The 18239-nt window shown below is 37.6% G+C and carries 11 protein-coding genes; 7 read left to right on the top strand and 4 right to left on the bottom strand.

Annotation, left to right across the window (positions count from 1 at the left end):
* Nucleotides 1-44 precede the first annotated feature (44 nt).
* Entirely contained in the window at nt 45-644 is a 600-nt protein-coding gene (locus tag LVD16_RS12130) for a superoxide dismutase family protein (protein ID WP_233774209.1), read from the bottom strand.
* A 28-nt stretch (nt 645-672) separates the two neighbouring features.
* Nucleotides 673-1293, bottom strand: a complete 621-nt coding sequence (locus tag LVD16_RS12125) for an inorganic pyrophosphatase (RefSeq protein WP_370687642.1) — start codon at nt 1291-1293, stop codon at nt 673-675.
* Between the two features lie 237 nt (nt 1294-1530).
* Here LVD16_RS12125 and LVD16_RS12120 point away from each other — a divergent pair, with 237 nt between their 5' ends.
* Nucleotides 1531-2100 (top strand): hypothetical protein, encoded by a 570-nt coding sequence (locus LVD16_RS12120; RefSeq protein WP_233774208.1) that lies wholly within the window; start codon nt 1531-1533, stop codon nt 2098-2100.
* Between the two features lie 75 nt (nt 2101-2175).
* On the opposite strand, the gene LVD16_RS12115 is transcribed toward LVD16_RS12120, so the two are convergent.
* Nucleotides 2176-3045: a sigma-70 family RNA polymerase sigma factor gene (locus LVD16_RS12115; RefSeq protein ID WP_233774207.1), complete on the bottom strand. Its 870-nt coding sequence runs from the start codon at nt 3043-3045 to the stop codon at nt 2176-2178.
* A gap of 264 nt (nt 3046-3309) precedes the next feature.
* On the opposite strand from LVD16_RS12115, the gene LVD16_RS12110 reads away from it, so the two are divergent.
* The 5 genes from LVD16_RS12110 (at nt 3310) to LVD16_RS12090 (ending at nt 7516) form a co-directional block, all read left to right on the top strand.
* Nucleotides 3310-4245 (top strand): tetratricopeptide repeat protein, encoded by a 936-nt coding sequence (locus LVD16_RS12110; protein WP_233774206.1) that lies wholly within the window; start codon nt 3310-3312, stop codon nt 4243-4245.
* Nucleotides 4246-4285: 40 nt separating this feature from the next.
* A complete protein-coding gene (locus tag LVD16_RS12105) occupies nt 4286-5104 on the top strand; it encodes a prohibitin family protein (RefSeq protein WP_233774205.1) in 819 nt (272 codons plus the stop codon).
* 88 nt (nt 5105-5192) lie between these two features.
* The gene (locus LVD16_RS12100; protein WP_233774204.1) at nt 5193-6479 is read left to right on the top strand and encodes a citrate synthase; all 1287 of its coding nucleotides are present in this window, start codon (nt 5193-5195) and stop codon (nt 6477-6479) included.
* Between the two features lie 78 nt (nt 6480-6557).
* Nucleotides 6558-6815, top strand: coding sequence for an acyl-CoA-binding protein (locus tag LVD16_RS12095; protein WP_233774203.1), 258 nt, complete (start codon nt 6558-6560; stop codon nt 6813-6815).
* Nucleotides 6815-7516, top strand: coding sequence for a 16S rRNA (uracil(1498)-N(3))-methyltransferase (locus LVD16_RS12090; RefSeq protein WP_233774202.1), 702 nt, complete (start codon nt 6815-6817; stop codon nt 7514-7516). Before LVD16_RS12095 ends, LVD16_RS12090 begins: the two co-directional genes overlap by 1 nt.
* Nucleotides 7517-7519: 3 nt before the next feature.
* Here the strand turns inward: LVD16_RS12090 and LVD16_RS12085 are convergent, their stop codons facing one another.
* Nucleotides 7520-16711 (bottom strand): T9SS type A sorting domain-containing protein, encoded by a 9192-nt coding sequence (locus tag LVD16_RS12085; protein ID WP_233774201.1) that lies wholly within the window; start codon nt 16709-16711, stop codon nt 7520-7522.
* A 289-nt stretch (nt 16712-17000) separates the two neighbouring features.
* On the opposite strand from LVD16_RS12085, the gene LVD16_RS12080 reads away from it, so the two are divergent.
* Nucleotides 17001-18233, top strand: a complete 1233-nt coding sequence (locus tag LVD16_RS12080; protein ID WP_233774200.1) for a spore maturation protein — start codon at nt 17001-17003, stop codon at nt 18231-18233.
* The last annotated feature ends 6 nt before the right edge of the window (nt 18234-18239 follow it).

Raw genomic sequence — 18239 nt, 5'->3', positions numbered from 1 at the left:
CAGATCATGGCATACCCTTTTTCGTTTTATAGTAATGTTGACTACTAATCTGCTTTTTCAATAACTCCACATGCTACTCTCTTACCAGCAGCACCTGAAGGCTGTGTTGCAAAGTCATCTTCTTTGGCATGAATAATTACAGCATGGTCAATAATATTAGTGCTATCGGCACCTCCAATACTCCATCCAGATATAGTCATTGTCAACTCGCCTTTACCATCCGCTCCTACTTCCATGTTATCTATATCGCCAGCGTGGAACTTCATATCAACAGCTCTTTTACCATGCTCAACATCAGAGGGATTCCAATGACCACCAGCTGAGGTAGCATCTTCTGCACTACAGTCACCCGTTTGATGCAAGTGAACCGCATGTGTTCCTGGCTCTGCTCCTTCTACAGTAAGCTTAAAAGTGACATCACCTTCACCAAGATCAGTAAAAGTCATTTCTCCATGCATGTTACTTCCACTGGCAGGATTAATGGTGGCTTTCGCCTCTAACATCACCTTTTCCTCAGGTTTATTATCACCTGAAGACATTTCAGTCGAATCACTTGATGAAGCATCTTCACCTTTATTTGAAGGACCGCAAGAAACCATTATAGTTGATCCTATAACAACAATAGCTAGTTTAGATAATTTCATAGTTGGCAGTATTAGGTTATAAATTTGATTATTTAGAAGCTACCTTATCAGATTTGTAGTGAAGCTCATAATCTCTTTGGCTTGCCTTAATTACTTCGTAAGCCTCTTCTTTACCATAAACAGCAGCAATTTCTGTTTTCTTGTGAGCTTCCTCACCTGGCATTTGCTTGTAAGTTAAGAAGTAGTGCTTAAGACGATTAATAAGGGAATCCGGACAATCCTCTAAAGAATGCCAGTCTTGAAAAACCTCATCTCCCTTAAGGATGGCAATAATTTTATCATCAGCTTCTCCACCATCGATCATTCTGAAACCACCGATAGGAATAGCTGGCACTAATATATTTCCTTGAATAATATTTCTTTCTGTTAAAACACAGATATCAATAGGGTCACCATCACCTACTATATCCTTCTTACCTGTGGCACCCATACATAATGAAGCCACACCTTCTGCACAATAGGTTTGAGGAACAAAGCCGTAAAGAGCAGGAACAATGTTAGAAAACTTCTGCGGTCTGTCTACTTTAAGAAACCCAGAAGACTTATCGATCTCATATTTTACTGAATCAGCTGGCGTCATCTCAATAAACGCATTAACTACTTCAGGAGCCTGCACACCTGCAGGAATACCATGCCACGGGTGTGACATATATGGTTTAAAACTATCGGACATATTTGCCATTATTTAAAATTTAAAAATCTAACGCTGTGTATTTTTGATTGTTCAACTCAAATGTTTTAAATTATGTTTATCTGCCGCTTCATCGAAAAAAATTGTGTTTTGACGAAAAAACATTTTTTGAGCTGAAAGACTTTATTTTATATAGAAATTGTTACTTAGTTTAGTGCCCTTTTGCAATTATAACTACTCAAACAATATTGACTGATGAAATCAAAACTAGTATTCATAATTTTTTGCTTAGTTGGCTATAGCGTATCTGCTCAAACTCTTGATGATCAGTTTGCGAACCTAAAAGAAAACTCTGGAACATACAAAACCTACAAGGTTATTGAACAAACGGAGTTAAGAGACTTTTGGAAGGTCGTACAAGACTCTCTCGCAGTGTCTAAACAGAAATTTGCTGAAACCAAAACGCAAATTAGCACCCAACAAAAGGAAATAGCAAAACTTAATAGCACAATAGCAGAAAAAGATGCATCTATCGAAGGGAAAGATTACCTGGCTACGCATATTGAGGCGTTAGGCATAGACATTGAAAAGGAAAGCTTCAAAATCATCACCTATACTTTAATAGTAGTGTTAGTGATAGCTCTGGCATTTATCATCTTCAAGTATAAGGACAACAGCAAAACAGCTCGTAAGAAGACCGCTGACTATGATAGGCTAAATGAAGAATATGAGAACTATAAGCGCAATGCTTTAGAGAAGCAGATGAAGCTAAGAAGAGACCTTCAAACTGAAAGAAATAAACTAGAAGACATCAGAAGTAACTAATACTTCTGATTCATTAGGACATAAAAAAAGGGTATCTCAAATGAGATACCCTTTTTAGTTACTAATGATTTTATATTAGTTAGCCAGGTAAGGCTTCAATAATTCATTCTTAGGGTTCTTAGAAAGCTTTCTAAGCGCTTTTTCCTTAATCTGTCTTACTCTTTCTCTTGTAAGACCTAAGTTCTCACCAATATCCTCTAGAGATAAGCTTGTATTCTCGCTTAATCCAAAGTACTGGCTTATTACTATTCTTTCTCTTTCTGTAAGAGTAGAAAGTAATCTTGTCACTTCTCTTCTTAAAGAATCGCTGTATACGATATTTTCTACTTCGTTACTATCTTCATCTTCCATTACATCTAACAAAGAACTTCCTTCATCTTCTGAAAATGGCTTATCAATAGAAACCTGCTTAGTTTGAGAGCGAACTGTAGTTCTCACCTCATCCACAGACATATCTAATAACTCTGCTAATTCCTCATCGGTTGGTTCACGCTCAAACTGCTGCTCTAATAAAGAAGAAGCTTGATCTATTTTTGAAAGCGCACCAATTTTGTTTGAAGGTATTCTTACAATTCTAGAGTGCTCAGCCAAAGCCTGAATGATTGATTGTCTAATCCACCATACAGCATAAGAAATAAACTTAAATCCCCTCTTCTCATCAAATCTCTTTGCAGCCTTTACTAAACCAAGGTTACCTTCATTTATCAAATCATTTAAAGGAATCTTATTAGAGTAATGATATTGCTTAGCCACAGATACCACAAATCGTAAATTTGCTTTTACAAGCTTCTCTAAAGCGGCCTCATCTCCCTCTCTTATCCTCTGCGCTAAATCAACTTCCTCCTCAGGTGTAAGTAACTCGTCTTTCGAAATTTCATTAAAATACTTCTCCAGGGTTCTGCTATCCCTGTTTGTAATAGACTGTGTAATCTTAAGTTGTCTCATTCTCCTTAATCCTAATATATTTACGTCCTACTTTATATACAATGATAATTAACAATTAAATAGTTAATTTGTTCCCAAATTCTAATTATTGTGTAAATTTAGAGCTGCATAATACCATAACAAATGTGTATTTCAGCTGCGAAAACCCGGTGTTTTTGGGAAACTTCGCATAATACAAATTTTTTGGCAAACAGCTTAGAATTATTTTAATTAAATACTATTTTAACCTTTTTTAACTCGCTCATATCATAACCCAATTTTACAATGCTTCAAACACCAGCATGTAAATGGCTATACTTGGCTCTTTTATTTACTGTTTATATTAATAACTGTTCAAATGCCCAAAATGATATAAGTGCACGCCAATATTATGATATTGGTTATCATCAAATTTCAACAAATATTGACTCTGCTATATATCTTCTTTCCCGCAGTATCCAACTAGATTCTAGTAACCAAAAAGCAATTTATCAGAGGGGGGTCGCATATCTAAAATCCGGTGCTTATGAAAAAGCCCTCGCAGATTTCAAGATTGTAGGTAAACCAGCCTCTATAGACAATATACTTATATATACTGGTTTTGCTTATCAGGGAACCAGTAAACCAGACAGTGCAAAAACTTTTTTTTACAGCTATATTTCAAGGCATCCACAAGATACCACTTGTTATTACCAAATTTTCAATCAAATAGTTCCCCATCCTTTGGGAGATTTTAAACTTAATGATCTACCAGCACTAGATGACCAATTAGAAGTGCTCAACGAAAAGTATCAATACTACAGGTACTCCTCCTTTATTGAGGCTGGAAACTTCGAAAAAGCCTTAGAAGCTTCAGATGAGCTATTATCCATGAAGTCTGGTTTTTACAAGTATTATTTATATAAAGCCAAAGCGTTAAATAATCTTAAAAAATATGAAGAAGCGATATACATGTATAATATTGCTACCATGAAAAAGCCTGAAGCTGAAACCTATTTTAGAAGGGCTCGGACATATGAGAATATGGAAGAATATGAAAGCGCTATAAAGGATTATGAAAGGGCCATTGAGATGGGACCAGCCAAAGGAAAGTATTATGCTCAGATAGGCAATTGTCTATCTGTTATGGGCCAAAAGGAAGCCGCCTGCAACCAATGGGAAAAAGCCAAGGAATTAGGATATTTTGAGGATAACAATAAATTAATGCCTTCTTGTGATTAATTTTAAGCATCAACTAATAAACAGAAGAGCATAACTTACTATGGACAACCGAAAATTCTTACCATTCATTATCATTCTGGTAATTGCAGCTGTACTTATCATCGCATTATCATCTAGCATCTTCTTTACCATAGAGGCTGGAGAAAGAGGCGTGATTTTCTACAAATTTGGAGGTGGATTGGACAAGGAAAATATTCTTACACCTGGGTTTGGAATGAAAGCGCCATGGAATAACCTATATGTTTACACTGTTCGAGAAAGCTCCATTGAAGAAAAAATGGATGTGCTTGATAAGAATGGTTTAAGTATAAATGTAGATGTAACCTTAAGATTTCATCCGATTTATGATCAGGTCGGCTACCTACATGAAAATTTTGGATCCAGCTATGTCACCTCATTAGTGGTGCCTGAAGTAAGGTCTGCTGTAAGGCAGGTAATGGGGCGTTTCACAGCAGAAGAAATCTATTCTACGAAAAGAGGCGAGGTAGAAACTATGATTAAAGCTGAGACTGAGAAAAGCTTGCAGCAAAACAACTGTGAAATGAAAGCGTTATTAATAAGGTCGATAAATCTGCCAGAGCAGATTAAAAACGCGATTGAAAATAAACTGAAGCAAGAGCAAGAGGCCTTAGCCTATCAGTTTAGATTAGAAAAGGAAAAAAGCGAAGCAGAAAGAAAGAAAATAGCCGCAGAAGGCGAGGCTATTGCTAACAAAATTATAAATAACAGTTTAACACCGGAATTACTTAAAATGCGTGGTATTGAAGCCACTCTTGAGCTATCTAAATCTACTAACTCCAAGGTAGTTGTAGTAGGTAGTGGCAAAGATGGGCTACCATTGATTTTAGGCAATAATTAGATAATTTTTGCGGTTTTTATTTAACCCTTTTTTTACCTAATTTCACGGTCTATTTTTTACTAAAAACAGATATAAACCATAGATAAATATGTCAAAGACGGCTGAATTAAAAATTGGAAACGATTCATATCAGTTGCCGCTTACTGAAGGCACTGAAGGAGAACAAGGGATTGACATTGGAAAGTTAAGAGGCGAGAGCGGATTGATAACACTAGATCCAGGTTTTAAAAATACTGGCTCTACAAAAAGTGCTATCACCTTTCTTGATGGAGAAAAAGGGATTTTAAGATATAGAGGGTATTCTATTGAGGAACTAGCTGAGAAATCAAGCTTCCTTGAAGTTTCATACCTACTTATTTACGGAGAACTCCCCACGACTGATGAATTAACTAAATTCCAAAACGATATCAAAGTTCACACTCTTGTTCATGAAGATATCAAAAAAATACTTGAAGGGTTTCCTTCAAATGCTCATCCAATGGGTGTTTTGTCGTCTTTAGTTACATCGCTTACTGCATTCTACCCAGAATCATTAGATCCTAACAGATCTGCTGATGCTGTGAACCTTAGCATTATCAGAATTTTGGCTAAAATGCCAACATTTGCTGCATGGGCTTACAAAAACGAAGTTGGTCACCCGGTAAATTATCCTGATAACAATCTGGATTACTGCTCTAACTTCTTAAAAATGATGTTTGCTCTACCTGCTGAGAAGTATGAAGTAGACCCTGTAATTGCGAACGCATTAGACAAACTATTGATCTTACATGCTGACCACGAGCAAAACTGCTCTACGTCCACAGTAAGAATAGTAGGATCATCTCAAGCGAGCCTTTACGCTTCTCTTTCTGCTGGTATCAACGCCCTTTGGGGACCATTACATGGTGGTGCTAACTCGGCTGTAATAAACATGCTTGAGAACATTAAGAAGGACGGTGGAGACACTAAAAAATGGATGGCAAAAGCAAAAGATAAGGATGATCCATTCAGACTTATGGGCTTTGGTCACAGAGTATATAAAAACTTTGATCCTAGAGCGAAGATCATTAAGAAAGCTGCTGATGATGTGTTAGCAAAGCTTGGTGTAAATGATCCTGTATTGGATATTGCTAAAGGTCTGGAAGAAGTTGCACTTAATGATGAGTACTTCGTAGAAAGAAAGCTTTATCCTAACGTAGATTTCTATTCTGGAATCATCTACAGAGCATTAGGTATACCTGTAGACATGTTCACAGTAATGTTCGCGATGGGTCGTCTACCAGGATGGATTGCTCAGTGGAAGGAAATGAGAGAGAACCACGAACCTATCGGTAGACCAAGACAGATCTATGTAGGTGAGAATCTTAGACCTTACGTAGGAGCTGACAAACGCTAAACAACTCATTCAAATTATAATTTTAAAGGGGCTTTATTTCAAAGGCCTCTTTTTTTTATTTAAAACAATTTTAGAACCATGACAGAAGAATTTGATAACGCCGTAAACGCATCTAAATCACTACCTCAAAGACCTGCTAATGATGAGCTATTGAAACTATATGCTCTATTTAAACAGGCTACGGAGGGAGACAATACCGGAGAAAGACCCGGAGGTTTTGATTTTAAAGGAATAGCAAAACATGATGCCTGGGCTGAGCTCAAAGGTAAAGATTCAGCTGACGCTGAGACTGAATACATTCAATTTGTAAAAGAACTTCAAGCTAAATACGCTTAATGCCACTATTCTATCAACCTGATATCCCATCTGGCATCCATCACCTGGATGAGGAAGAATCCAGACATTGCGTAAAGGTTCTAAGGCATTCAATTGGTGATGAAATAGAATTGATAGATGGCGCCGGGGGATATTATAAAGCACGTATAACAAACAACCATCATAAGAAGTGTGAGTTTGATATAATTGATTCTTCACAGGCGGAGAGGCCCTCTTATACTATTCATATAGCCATCTCCCCTACCAAGAATATGGATCGGATAGAATGGTTTATTGAAAAGGCCGTAGAAATAGGTTTGCAAGAAGTTAGCTTCATCTTAACCAAGAACTCCGAGCGAAGGGTATTAAAGACTGAGAGAGTCATTAAAAAGGCTATTTCTGCCATGAAGCAGTCAGGGCAGCGTTTCATGACAACCATTAACGAAATGAATAGCCTAACCGCTTTTCTTAATGAAGTCAGAGCTGATGAAAAGTTTATTGCATTTGTAGATAAAGAGAATCCTGACCAGCTTTTTAAGTTAGCTCAGTCTGGCAAAAACACTTGTATACTCATTGGCCCTGAAGGTGATTTTACCGCGAATGAGTTGAAATTGGCTCAGGAATGTGATTTCAGAAAAGTAGCCTTAGGAAACAGTACCCTAAGAACAGAAACGGCAGGCCTTGTGGCCTGCCATTCTTTAAATTTACTTAATATGGGATGATGCTTAGTTATTACTAAGTATCATCACCTTCTTAGTATCCTTTATCACACCTTGCTCTGCACTGATGATGTAAATTCCTTGTTTAAGGCTTCCGTTTACATCAAGTTTAATATCCTGACTTAACTCATTATATTCAAACTCTTTCACATAACACGGTCTGCCGTATAGATCATACATCTTAATCATTACAGGAGCTTCAAGGCCTGTTGCCACTCTTATATTAATGTTGTTCTGACTTGTAGGGTTAGGATAAGTCACGAGATTAATACCTCTGACATCCTGATCTACAGTTAACCTCACGATAGTTTTAATCGTGGTTGTTGTCCCATCAAAATCAATTTGTTTTAATCTGTAGTAGTTAACTCCAAATACTGGATTATGATCTACATAACTGTAGTTAACAACATCATTAGTGGTACCAGAACCATCTATTTCAGCTACAAACTGGAATGTCTCACCATCAGAGGATCTCTCAAGCTCGAAATGGCTGTTGTTGATCTCGGAAACTGTAGTCCAGTATAAATGATTCTCCAAACCTTTATTTTCACCTGTAAACGATCTTAAAGTCACAGGAAGGGGATTAGCTTCATCACCTGAGCCAAGTGTAAATACATGCTCACTGAAGGATACTTTAGAGGTAGAGCTGAAGGTACCATATGATTGTGTATGACCACCACTGAAAGTGCCTCCACCATAATTATCCCATGAGGATGTACCATCATTCCAGACCATTACCTCAAGTTCTTCTCTCTCCGAAGCTGATGTAGAAACATCACTAGCCATACCCCAGCTTAGTCCTACATTCGCATTCTCCCCTGTCGATGCTAAGCTACCGTCTGAGATTACCCAATATTCTATATTACTTAATGTCTTAATGTTAGAGTTCGTTGGTGTTAAATTATCTACTCTAGAGTCGGCCATAGGGCTAGCCAAGAAATACTGAGCCTCCCATGAAAGTCCTCCGGTAGAAACGTTGCTTACCGTTGCAGGTCTTCTTACTCCTCCATTTCCTATTGGGAATATGAAGCTTTCTCCAGCTGTGGCTAAGGTTTTTGATACTTTTCCGTCAATGTAGGAGTTGTCAAGACCGGCGGCAGGTGTGGCAGATGCATCTTCAGCAAATAAAACAGTTTTATCTTCATCCAGATACATATTTCCCTCACTGAAAAGTACACTCTCAGTAATTTCAATATTATCCCTAACATTTACACGATTTTGACTACCTATCTTATTGATTCTAATTTTATTAAAGGAATTCACACCAGTAAAATCCCCTATAATTTCAGAGTTGTAATTATTAGAGCTACTGGATTGAAACGTGATACTACTATTATCAGCTATAAATGTTCCCCCTTCTTGAATTTCAAATTTTTTAAAGGTATACAAAATTTGAGAATTACCTCCTCTCAAGGTTCCTGATGAAATCGTTGCATCTCCTATTAGATAAGTATATCCTTTGTAAGCTCCTTTAAACTCACCTCCATTTATTTGAAAATTACCATAAACAGTTATTCTACCATAACCTGATGGGTTTTCTAAGACTCCTGAATTTATAATCAAATCATTTTCCACATCCAGTCTACGATCATTTTGAAAATATACCTCAGGTCCATCTAGCAAAAAGTCCTCACAAATTGTAATATTATTATTAGGGAAATTTCTCTGACCAGATCCAGTTAATGATAAATTTCTCAAGTTAGTAATTCCACCTAGTATACTATAACTACCTGTACCAGCATACTCAAGGCCACCTCCACTGCAAGAGAAGAAGTCACCATAATCACCGGCCGGTAAAGATGCGCTGGAAGTGTTACTAACAATTTTTAAGTTACCAGTACCTGAAATGATACCTAATCTGTGACCAGTAGTTCCATCTACGGTTAGTGTAGCACCTTCTCTAATTTCAGTTCTATAAAGATTGATGTCATCTAATTCGAATGTTACTTCATCTCCGGTATCCACAATTAATATAGCTCCTCTTGGTGCGCCTCCACCAGGTACAAGTTGATCATATATTGGCTGATCTACATCCCCACTTGTTTGAGAAATGTATGTGGCAATATTATTTGGAATAGCCTGATCTATACCTGCGAAATAATCTCCGGAAATACCTGAATTGGTAATTCCAGCTCCACTACCAGTAAGGTCGTATGTGATAATGTTGTTTACTTCGTCAACTTCCGCCGTTGTGAATTTGCTGATGTTATTACTTGGGTTATTATCATATAGAATCTGAGCTGCTATATAATCTGCCTCACTGTAACCGCCTTCTGCAACTTTTACATCGCTCTGATCATATTGGAAGTAAGCATTACCTACAAAACTTGATAAGTTATCTGCTTCAAGAGTCCAGTAATAATGAAGAACATTGTTAATATCGCCTGAAGCGAAAAAGTCTGAACCTTCATCAATAGCCGGGTGATACTCATTAGCAGGCCTTACAGTAATGCTACCTACAGATGTTCCCGAACTATATCCTGCACCTGTTAAGTCAATAGTAACTGGAGTATATTTCGATTCTCCAATGGGATAGATAAAATCGGTAGTATAACCCGCAGGGAATATCTTTCTAACACCATTATCTGCAAAAGAGCTATTGGTCTTCATCATGTTAGAAACTGAATAGGCAGATACTGGAGTGATATTAGCATTCTGTCCAATGGTTATTAACGCACTACCAATATTAAACACACCATTCTGCATACGCAATTCATTATTCACATTGAAATTATAGCCATTACCTTCTGGAATAACCACACCATTCGCATTATTAATAGTAACAACTCCTAAGTCACTGGTACCAGCTAAGGTTCTATATAATCTCTGCTGAATACTTCCTTCAAAGATAAGGCCGTTGCCTCCTGAGCTCTGATGAGTACCATCAATGATTGCATCCCCTGAAAGAGAAATGTCATTGCCACCATCATTCATTATTCCTTCAGCTATTCTCAATAGATTAGTTACCGGAATATCTTGTTGTATCTGTAGCTCACCTGCTCCGTATTTGGAAAGATTATAGAACTCAGTTGTACCAGTACCGCTTAACACTTGAATCTGATCCGAATTAAATTCCGTTGTGTTAGTAGAAGGAACAAATGTTCCATCATTAGCAAAATTAGATTCGAGAATCAACTTAATGCCTGCTGCATCTAATGTTGCACCGGCATCTATTACTAAATCTCCGGTTAAGGTTAACTCATTAACTCTAATAAATGCTGTCGGCGAGTTTGTTCCATTAATGTTCAGACCATCTAAAGGAATATTTGCATTAATTCCGAAATTATCTTGACCAACAGGTGTATCCGCATTACCAATGTTTATAGGCTGTTGAACATCAAATTCTGTTGGCAATAACATCAATGCTGCTACAGATGGAGATGTAGAATTTTGCTTCACCAAGGTTAATGAACCTCCGGTATACACAAATCGGCTTCCAGAATTCAAAACTTCAAAGACACCTCTGTCTGCTACCGATGGATTATTTTTACCCACAACTACCTGACCGCCAGTTTGCTCATAGTTCAAGATACCAGTAGTAGCAATAGTTGATCTTCTAATCTGCGAACCAACCGTTAATGTTCCATCAGTAATAACCATGCTTGCACTACCTGAAGCTGAATATTCAATGTAGTTATTACCATCCTGACCTAAGCCATTTCCTGGGTTACTAGCATCGCTGATATCCATGTTTAATTCGCCATTAGCTCCAGAAACTGCTAATGTACCATCAACATATATACCTGTACTATTACCACTGACAAAAGCCTTTCCTTGAGTCACATCCATTGTGGTTCCTGCCGGAATTCTGAAGTTATCATCACCAGTGTTTAAATTAACGGTGATGTCCGGATGGTTAAGCACAAAAGTACCTCTTATTAACTCGATGGCTTTCACCTGACCAACTCCACTTGTAGGGCCATTTAGATCAAAGTCACCGTCCATACTTACTATATCCTGAGGATTGGTTTTGTTAACAACTATCCTATATAAATCTGGAATTATAGTGCTGGCATTAGAATAAGTAACACTGCCATCATTTATAAATTCTAAAATAGCGTTGTTGTTTGGCGCAGCACCATTGTATAAATCAAAAGTAGAAGATGCCGCGTTAACAGACTCAACAACAAGATTTCCACCTATCCTTACTTTGTGCTCGTATCCTGCTTGATTATCATTTTTTACAATGAAACGAGAATCATCATTTCCGTTACCATCTTCTAATCGTAGGTCACCTTCTACAGTAATCGTTACTTCTCTATCGTCACCAATTTCAAAAGTACATCTGTTTTCCTGCCAGGTAACTCTCAAATCTTGTCGAACAGTTATGTCATGATTAGCTATCAATCTACTGGATCTGTCCATTCTTAACTCACCATTCACAACAATTGGAATAGTAGTGTAAAGAATCCTATTATCATCATCACCAGGACCATTACCGGCCTCAATTCTCAAGTTAGGATACTCATCAATATTGCTTAACATATCAACATCTGCATTATCTACATCCATTTTATAGATGAAGTAAGAATCGAGATTACTTGAGAATAGTCCTAAATCAGAACCATCAGTGATGTTAGGGATTTGGTTAGAAGTAGCTTCAAAGTAAAGTGCACCTGCACCTGACACAATTCCAAAATTATGAGTGGCATTTCTCTTTGTCATCCACAAACGAGCTAACCAGCCACCAGCTGAGTTATCAAATATTAACTTGGCTACATTTATGTTTACGTTAGCATAAACCCATGCTCTATCGTTGGTAAGTCCGTAACTTTGCATAATGGCAATATCACCGGCCTGAGGATAAGCATTTACACCATCATCCGAACCATCACTATTGCTAGTCCATTTAGTACCGTCATTCCAGTTATCTATTGAAGAAAAAGTATTATAGAAAACTTCTGGGGCACCAACGAATCTTGGGTTTTCTCCAGCTGTATAGCTAGCTGTCTCTAGGGTAAACCCAGAATCTGCAGGACCATTAAATGTTATGATGTTTGATGAAGTATTTACTCCTTCATTTTCAGGAATGCCATCATCTTCAAAATTTCTTGTAAATGGTACTACATCTAATACTTTACCCGCTACAAAGTTGCCTTCATTACCTGATCCATCAAGATCATTATCATAATATTTGAAAGTATATGTAACTGTAGGAAGAGTGCTAAAACCAGTGTAATCAACTTTCCAGTAATAAGAAAGTATATCTCCACTATCTACTGTAGTTCCAAGTACTTGATCAACAGGTCTAATAGTAATATATCCATCATCAACAAAATCACTGATGTTAACTGTGCCCGGAGTATATCTTGAAGTAGGCTCAGAATTCGTTAAACCTAAACCAAAGTGATATTTGTAAGTATTATTCCCACTTATATATAGAGAAATACCGCCATCAGAATCCTCTCCGTTAGTTACAATCATATCACTAACCGAAGGAGCTCCTCTGGTAAATGACTTAGATTCATCAAAATAATCGATTTTCAGATTATTATCCTGAATATTAAGTCTACCATTAGAATATTCAAGATATTGAACATGCAGATCACTGTTGATATCAACAATATAATCTTGCATGTAATATTTCAGGTTACCGATAACCGCTGTATCAGCTGTTATCACCACAATATTTGTAGGAGTCCCCTGATTTGAAGCCATTTTCAACTGATCATTATTACCATTGAAATTAGCATCGGTACTTGCAGTTGCTCTGTTATAAACTGTTAATACATCATAATTTACCAATGTATCACAGTTAGCCAAGATACTATGCCTTCCTTGATCCAGCGTTCCTCCTAAAACCTTAAAAGCCTCTCCGTTTACTCTGAATAAGTTATTTTGGAAGCCATTATATTCGCTACCTGTTTTACCAGATGCAAGACTTACAGTTTTATTGTGTGGCTTATCAATAATTAAATTATAGAAAACCTGCTGCTCACCCGGATTACCTCCACCATCAATATTCAAAAGAGACATTAATGAATTATCTGTACCATTAATAGTAAGCGTATTATGTTTATTACCATCATAAAGGTATGAACCTCCATTCGCTACAGTAAAATCACTACCTACCTCAACGTTAAATCCGTTATGGTCAAACTCTACTCCTGAGCCAATAGTTAAATCGTTAAGCACTCGAAGAATAGGATCATCTACAGTACTATATTCTCCTGCTCCACCACCACCTGCGGTAGCTACCTGCATATCTATTTGCGTGGCAGAACCACCTGTTTTACTCATTTCAACATTCCAAAGAGGAACTCTTGATGAGATTATAAAATTATCGTTTGTGTTGTTAATTAGGTGAATAGTACCACCCGTTACCTCATATTTTCCTTCGTCAGAATTTATTATAAGGCCACCGCCATGATACTGACCTGAGGCATTGCCTGTTTGATCAGATAGACCTCTGGCACCTGACACGTAAAGATTACCTCCAGTCATTCTGAAAACACTTTCTGATAAGTGCATACTGAACAATGCATATTCACCAGCAACTTCTCCAGGCTCTGTGGAACTACCTCTTACATAAACATTTCCACCAGTTTGGATGTATGAATTTTCTCCAGTGCCACCATTGGCAGTTCTGAGCTGAGAAACGTTTACCGTTCCACCATCTACCTGAACCTCGCCACTTACAGCAGTCCAGAAAATAAGACCTGCACTGTTTCGTGTTCCAAAAAATCCGTTACTAATTCTAAACTTACCATATACTGATAAAGCCTGATTACCCGATCCTGTGTTTACACCTGTGGAACCTGGAGACTGAGAAGCATCGCTAGCCGTGCTGTATACACTTACGTTCGTTCCATCAATCCACAAATATCCATTAGCGCCAATGGCGTAATCACCATTTCCGCCTGCCTCACTACCCTCAGATAATGATGGAATGTTTACTCTACCAGTAAGCTTTAACGTTCCATTTTTAATGAAAAGAGCTTTTCTCACTTCAGGATTAGCTTCTGAATAAGGTGCATATATGTATCTTCCCACATTGTTGGCACCTAACAATCTAAAGTTTGAAGCATTTGTAGAATTAATCTCTAAGGTATATGTCTGGTCTGTACCTTTATCTACAACCAGATTGTAGAAATCTGTTACACCATTAAGATAGGCTGTTTTATTTTCACGGCCTTTGAAAGTTACCGTAGCACCTCCGGTAGAGGTAAACTGATTATAAACAGGATCACTTAGGTTGGAGAATCTTGCTGAACCAGAGTTATTGAAGTCTCCATAAATATTAATTTGATGATAAATACCGTGATAAGCTCCAGCAGCTGGCATTGCACCTGGAATAGAGTAACCTGATGCAGTATTACCTGTACCAACCCTTACTGAAGCAGAACTTCTGATATCGAAATTATGGTAAATATCTAAGCTTCTTACTGTAGTGGAAGAATTATCATTGATCTGGAATACACCGTCCTCAAGTGATAAGTCTCCATTGATTCTATAATTAGAAGTTAATATGGCAATGTTTGATGTAGAATTTAGATCAACAATTACATCATTAAAAGTTCTATTTTGGTTTAATGAGAGGCCTGTACCGTAAATTCTTACAGTACCACCGGCGAGACTATCCGCAAATTGAGTAGTTTCACCAGCAGGGAAATTATCTACTACTCCACCGCCAGGATTGTATCCCGCGAAATGTATAGTTCCTGAACCAGTAATCGTATTAAAGTCATGGCCATGTGTAGTTCCTAAATCCAGCTCCCCTACTACTTCAACACTCCCTACAGTTACATCATCCAAATCCATAGTTACTGTACGGCCAGAAGTGATAACGACATCATCTATTGAAGAAGGTATTCCCCCTCCAGCAGGTATTTGATCTGGAATAACACCTCCATCTAAGGTCCAGGTAGCTGGGTTACTCCAGTTACCAGAAGCATAACTATACCAGGTTTGGTTAGATGATCCAGTTACAGGACTATCTGTAGCGTCTACTGTTCCCAGCGTGTAAATACCGTCAGTAAGCGATGCATCAGCTACATCGAATATAATTTTGCTGCCGACAGCATTTTTATCTACAGCTGCTATTGAAACAATATCATAGGAAGAACCAGACCATCTTAGTAAAACATAATTATCAGGGTCTCCTGATGGGTAGTTGCCGAAATGTTCGCTAAAATCAAACTCAACTTTTACGTTAGCAGCCCCTATTTCATCTATATACCATGTACGAGCCCACCTTTGAGCCACACCTGAACCTAAATTTGCAGTAGAAACCGCATTAGCAGCCCCATTATTACCAAATAATACACCATATCCTGTAGGATTTCCATCCACCTCTATGGTAAGATCCAAAGAGCTATTTGATCTTAACTCTTGTCCACCATTTGCTCCAATACCAGCTACTTGATAATCATAATTACCATTACCAGGAGTATCTCCAGCATAAAAATCATTCGCATCCATAGGTATATCATACTTAGAACTCAAATAGTTCTGTAGAATAACCATTTCTACGAAATTTAAATCGTCCGAGTAGACTATTAACTCAGCGATATCAAGGTCACTAAATTCATTGATTGCAGCAATCCTTCCTAGAGCAGCACCTGAATAAGATGTTAATTGAGAAGTACTTCCATCAGTACCTAATGAAGTTCCATTTTGGAACATCTCTCTTCCTGTACTGGATAAATTAAATACAAAAACCCCAAAATTTGGCGTAGTTCCATTTGCCGTAGAACCGGCACCTCCTGAGTAAGCGACGTTATAATCATTTCCCCAGTGATGTAAATTTAAAGTACTTGAATTAAAATAGGGATGGAAGTTTTGATTGGTTGAGCCTGTAGCTCCACCCATAATTACATTTCTTCCTCCTGTCCTTCTCGCAGCAACAGCAACAACAGTATAATCAGTGTTAGTGATTACACTTCCATCGATATTCAAGAAATCGTCAGTACCATCGAAACGAACAGCGTCGAAAGAATAGTTAGCATCTGCGGCTGTTTTCATTGTAGGTCTGGCGGCAGCTGTTACCTGAGTAATATTTCTACCATTTCCAGATTTATCTGCCCAAGATGTAACAGAAGAGTTGTTTGATAACCCTATATCAGAAGCCTCGTACCACATTTGTAAATGCGGCTTGCCATCTGATCCTGTGCCACTACCAATACCTCCCGGCATCTCTTGCGACATGCCCTTCATACCAAATCCTAAAAATAGGACCAAAAAACAAAGATTTTTCATGATCAGGGATAATTAAAATAGATTATTTAAATTTTATCATCATTTAATTAAAAAATTAAACGCAGTCAAATTGGGTTCGAATAAATGCGTTTTGCCTAAAAATGATCCAATGTAATAAATCCGTTAATTTTATACTAATGTTTATACCCAACTACAGATTTAAAGTAACCTGCTACACATGTCAAAAGATTAGAAAATTTGAATAATCAGTTATTCAATCTGAGATATTGAGCAATTAGTTGTATTATGCCTACCATTTAAGACCTTTGCATCCTAACCGATAGTCCGTATGATTTTAAATTATCTTTGGGTAGCCTTTTTTCTGATAGCCTTTGTTGTGGCACTTATCAAACTGATAGTATTTCAAGACATGGAAGTATTCCCCTCCATTGTCACTTCCACCTTTGAAATGGCTAAAACCGGATTTGAAATATCAATATTCCTCACAGGCGTGATGAGTTTATGGCTAGGTTTAATGAAAATTGGAGAAAAAGGAGGCATGGTGAATGTTCTATCCAGACTGGTAGGCCCTTTCTTCAGACGATTATTCCCAGAAATACCAGCCAACCACCCAGCCATTGGATCTATTATCATGAATTTCTCTGCTAATATTCTTGGCTTAGATAATGCTGCCACTCCTTTAGGTCTTAAGGCTATGCAGGAGATGCAGACCATAAATAAAGATCAGGAGGTAGCCTCTAATGCTCAAATCATGTTTTTAGTATTGAATACTTCGGGTCTTAGCATCATTCCTCTTACCATTTTGGTAGATAGATCAGTCATGGGTGCATCTAATCCTACAGATGTATTTTTACCTATCTTATTATCGACATTTGTATCTACTTTGGTTGGCCTAATCACGGTAGCAATATATCAGAAGATAAATCTGCTGGATAAAGTCATCCTCGCCTACCTTGTAGGTTTCTCTACACTTATAGGGATTCTTATATATTATTTCACTACCCTTCCTCAAGAACGCATAAGCACTATCTCTACGGTAGCCAGCAATTTTATTATATTTACTTTAATCATTTGCTTCATAGCACTAGGTCTACGAAAAAAAATTAATCTATATGAGACCTTTATAGATGGCGCAAAAGAAGGCTTCCAAATTGCCATTAAAATCATACCGTATTTAGTAGCCATATTGGTAGCCATCGGAGTGTTCAGAGCTAGCGGAGCAATGGATTATTTAATGAGTGGGATAGAATATTTAATTGGTCTTACAGGAATCAATACTGACTTCGTAAGAGCCTTACCCACAGCACTTATGAAGCCTCTAAGTGGGGGTGCTGCCAGGGGTATGATGATAGAAACTATTGATACTTATGGGGTAGACTCGTTTACCGGGAAGCTTGCTAGCGTATTAAGAGGTGCAACGGAGACAACTTTTTACATCGTTGCGGTATACTTTGGATCTGTAAATATTAAAAAAACAAGATATGCTATAACTGCTGGTTTAATAGCCGATTTGGCCGGAATAATAGCAGCTATACTTTTTGGATATTTGTTTTTTCATTAAGGTCCA

The organism is Fulvivirga ligni (genome assembly GCF_021389935.1).
GTDB lineage: Bacteria > Bacteroidota > Bacteroidia > Cytophagales > Cyclobacteriaceae > Fulvivirga > Fulvivirga ligni.
Note: the sequence above shows the minus strand (reverse complement) of the source record. Positions and strands in the feature narration are given on the sequence as shown.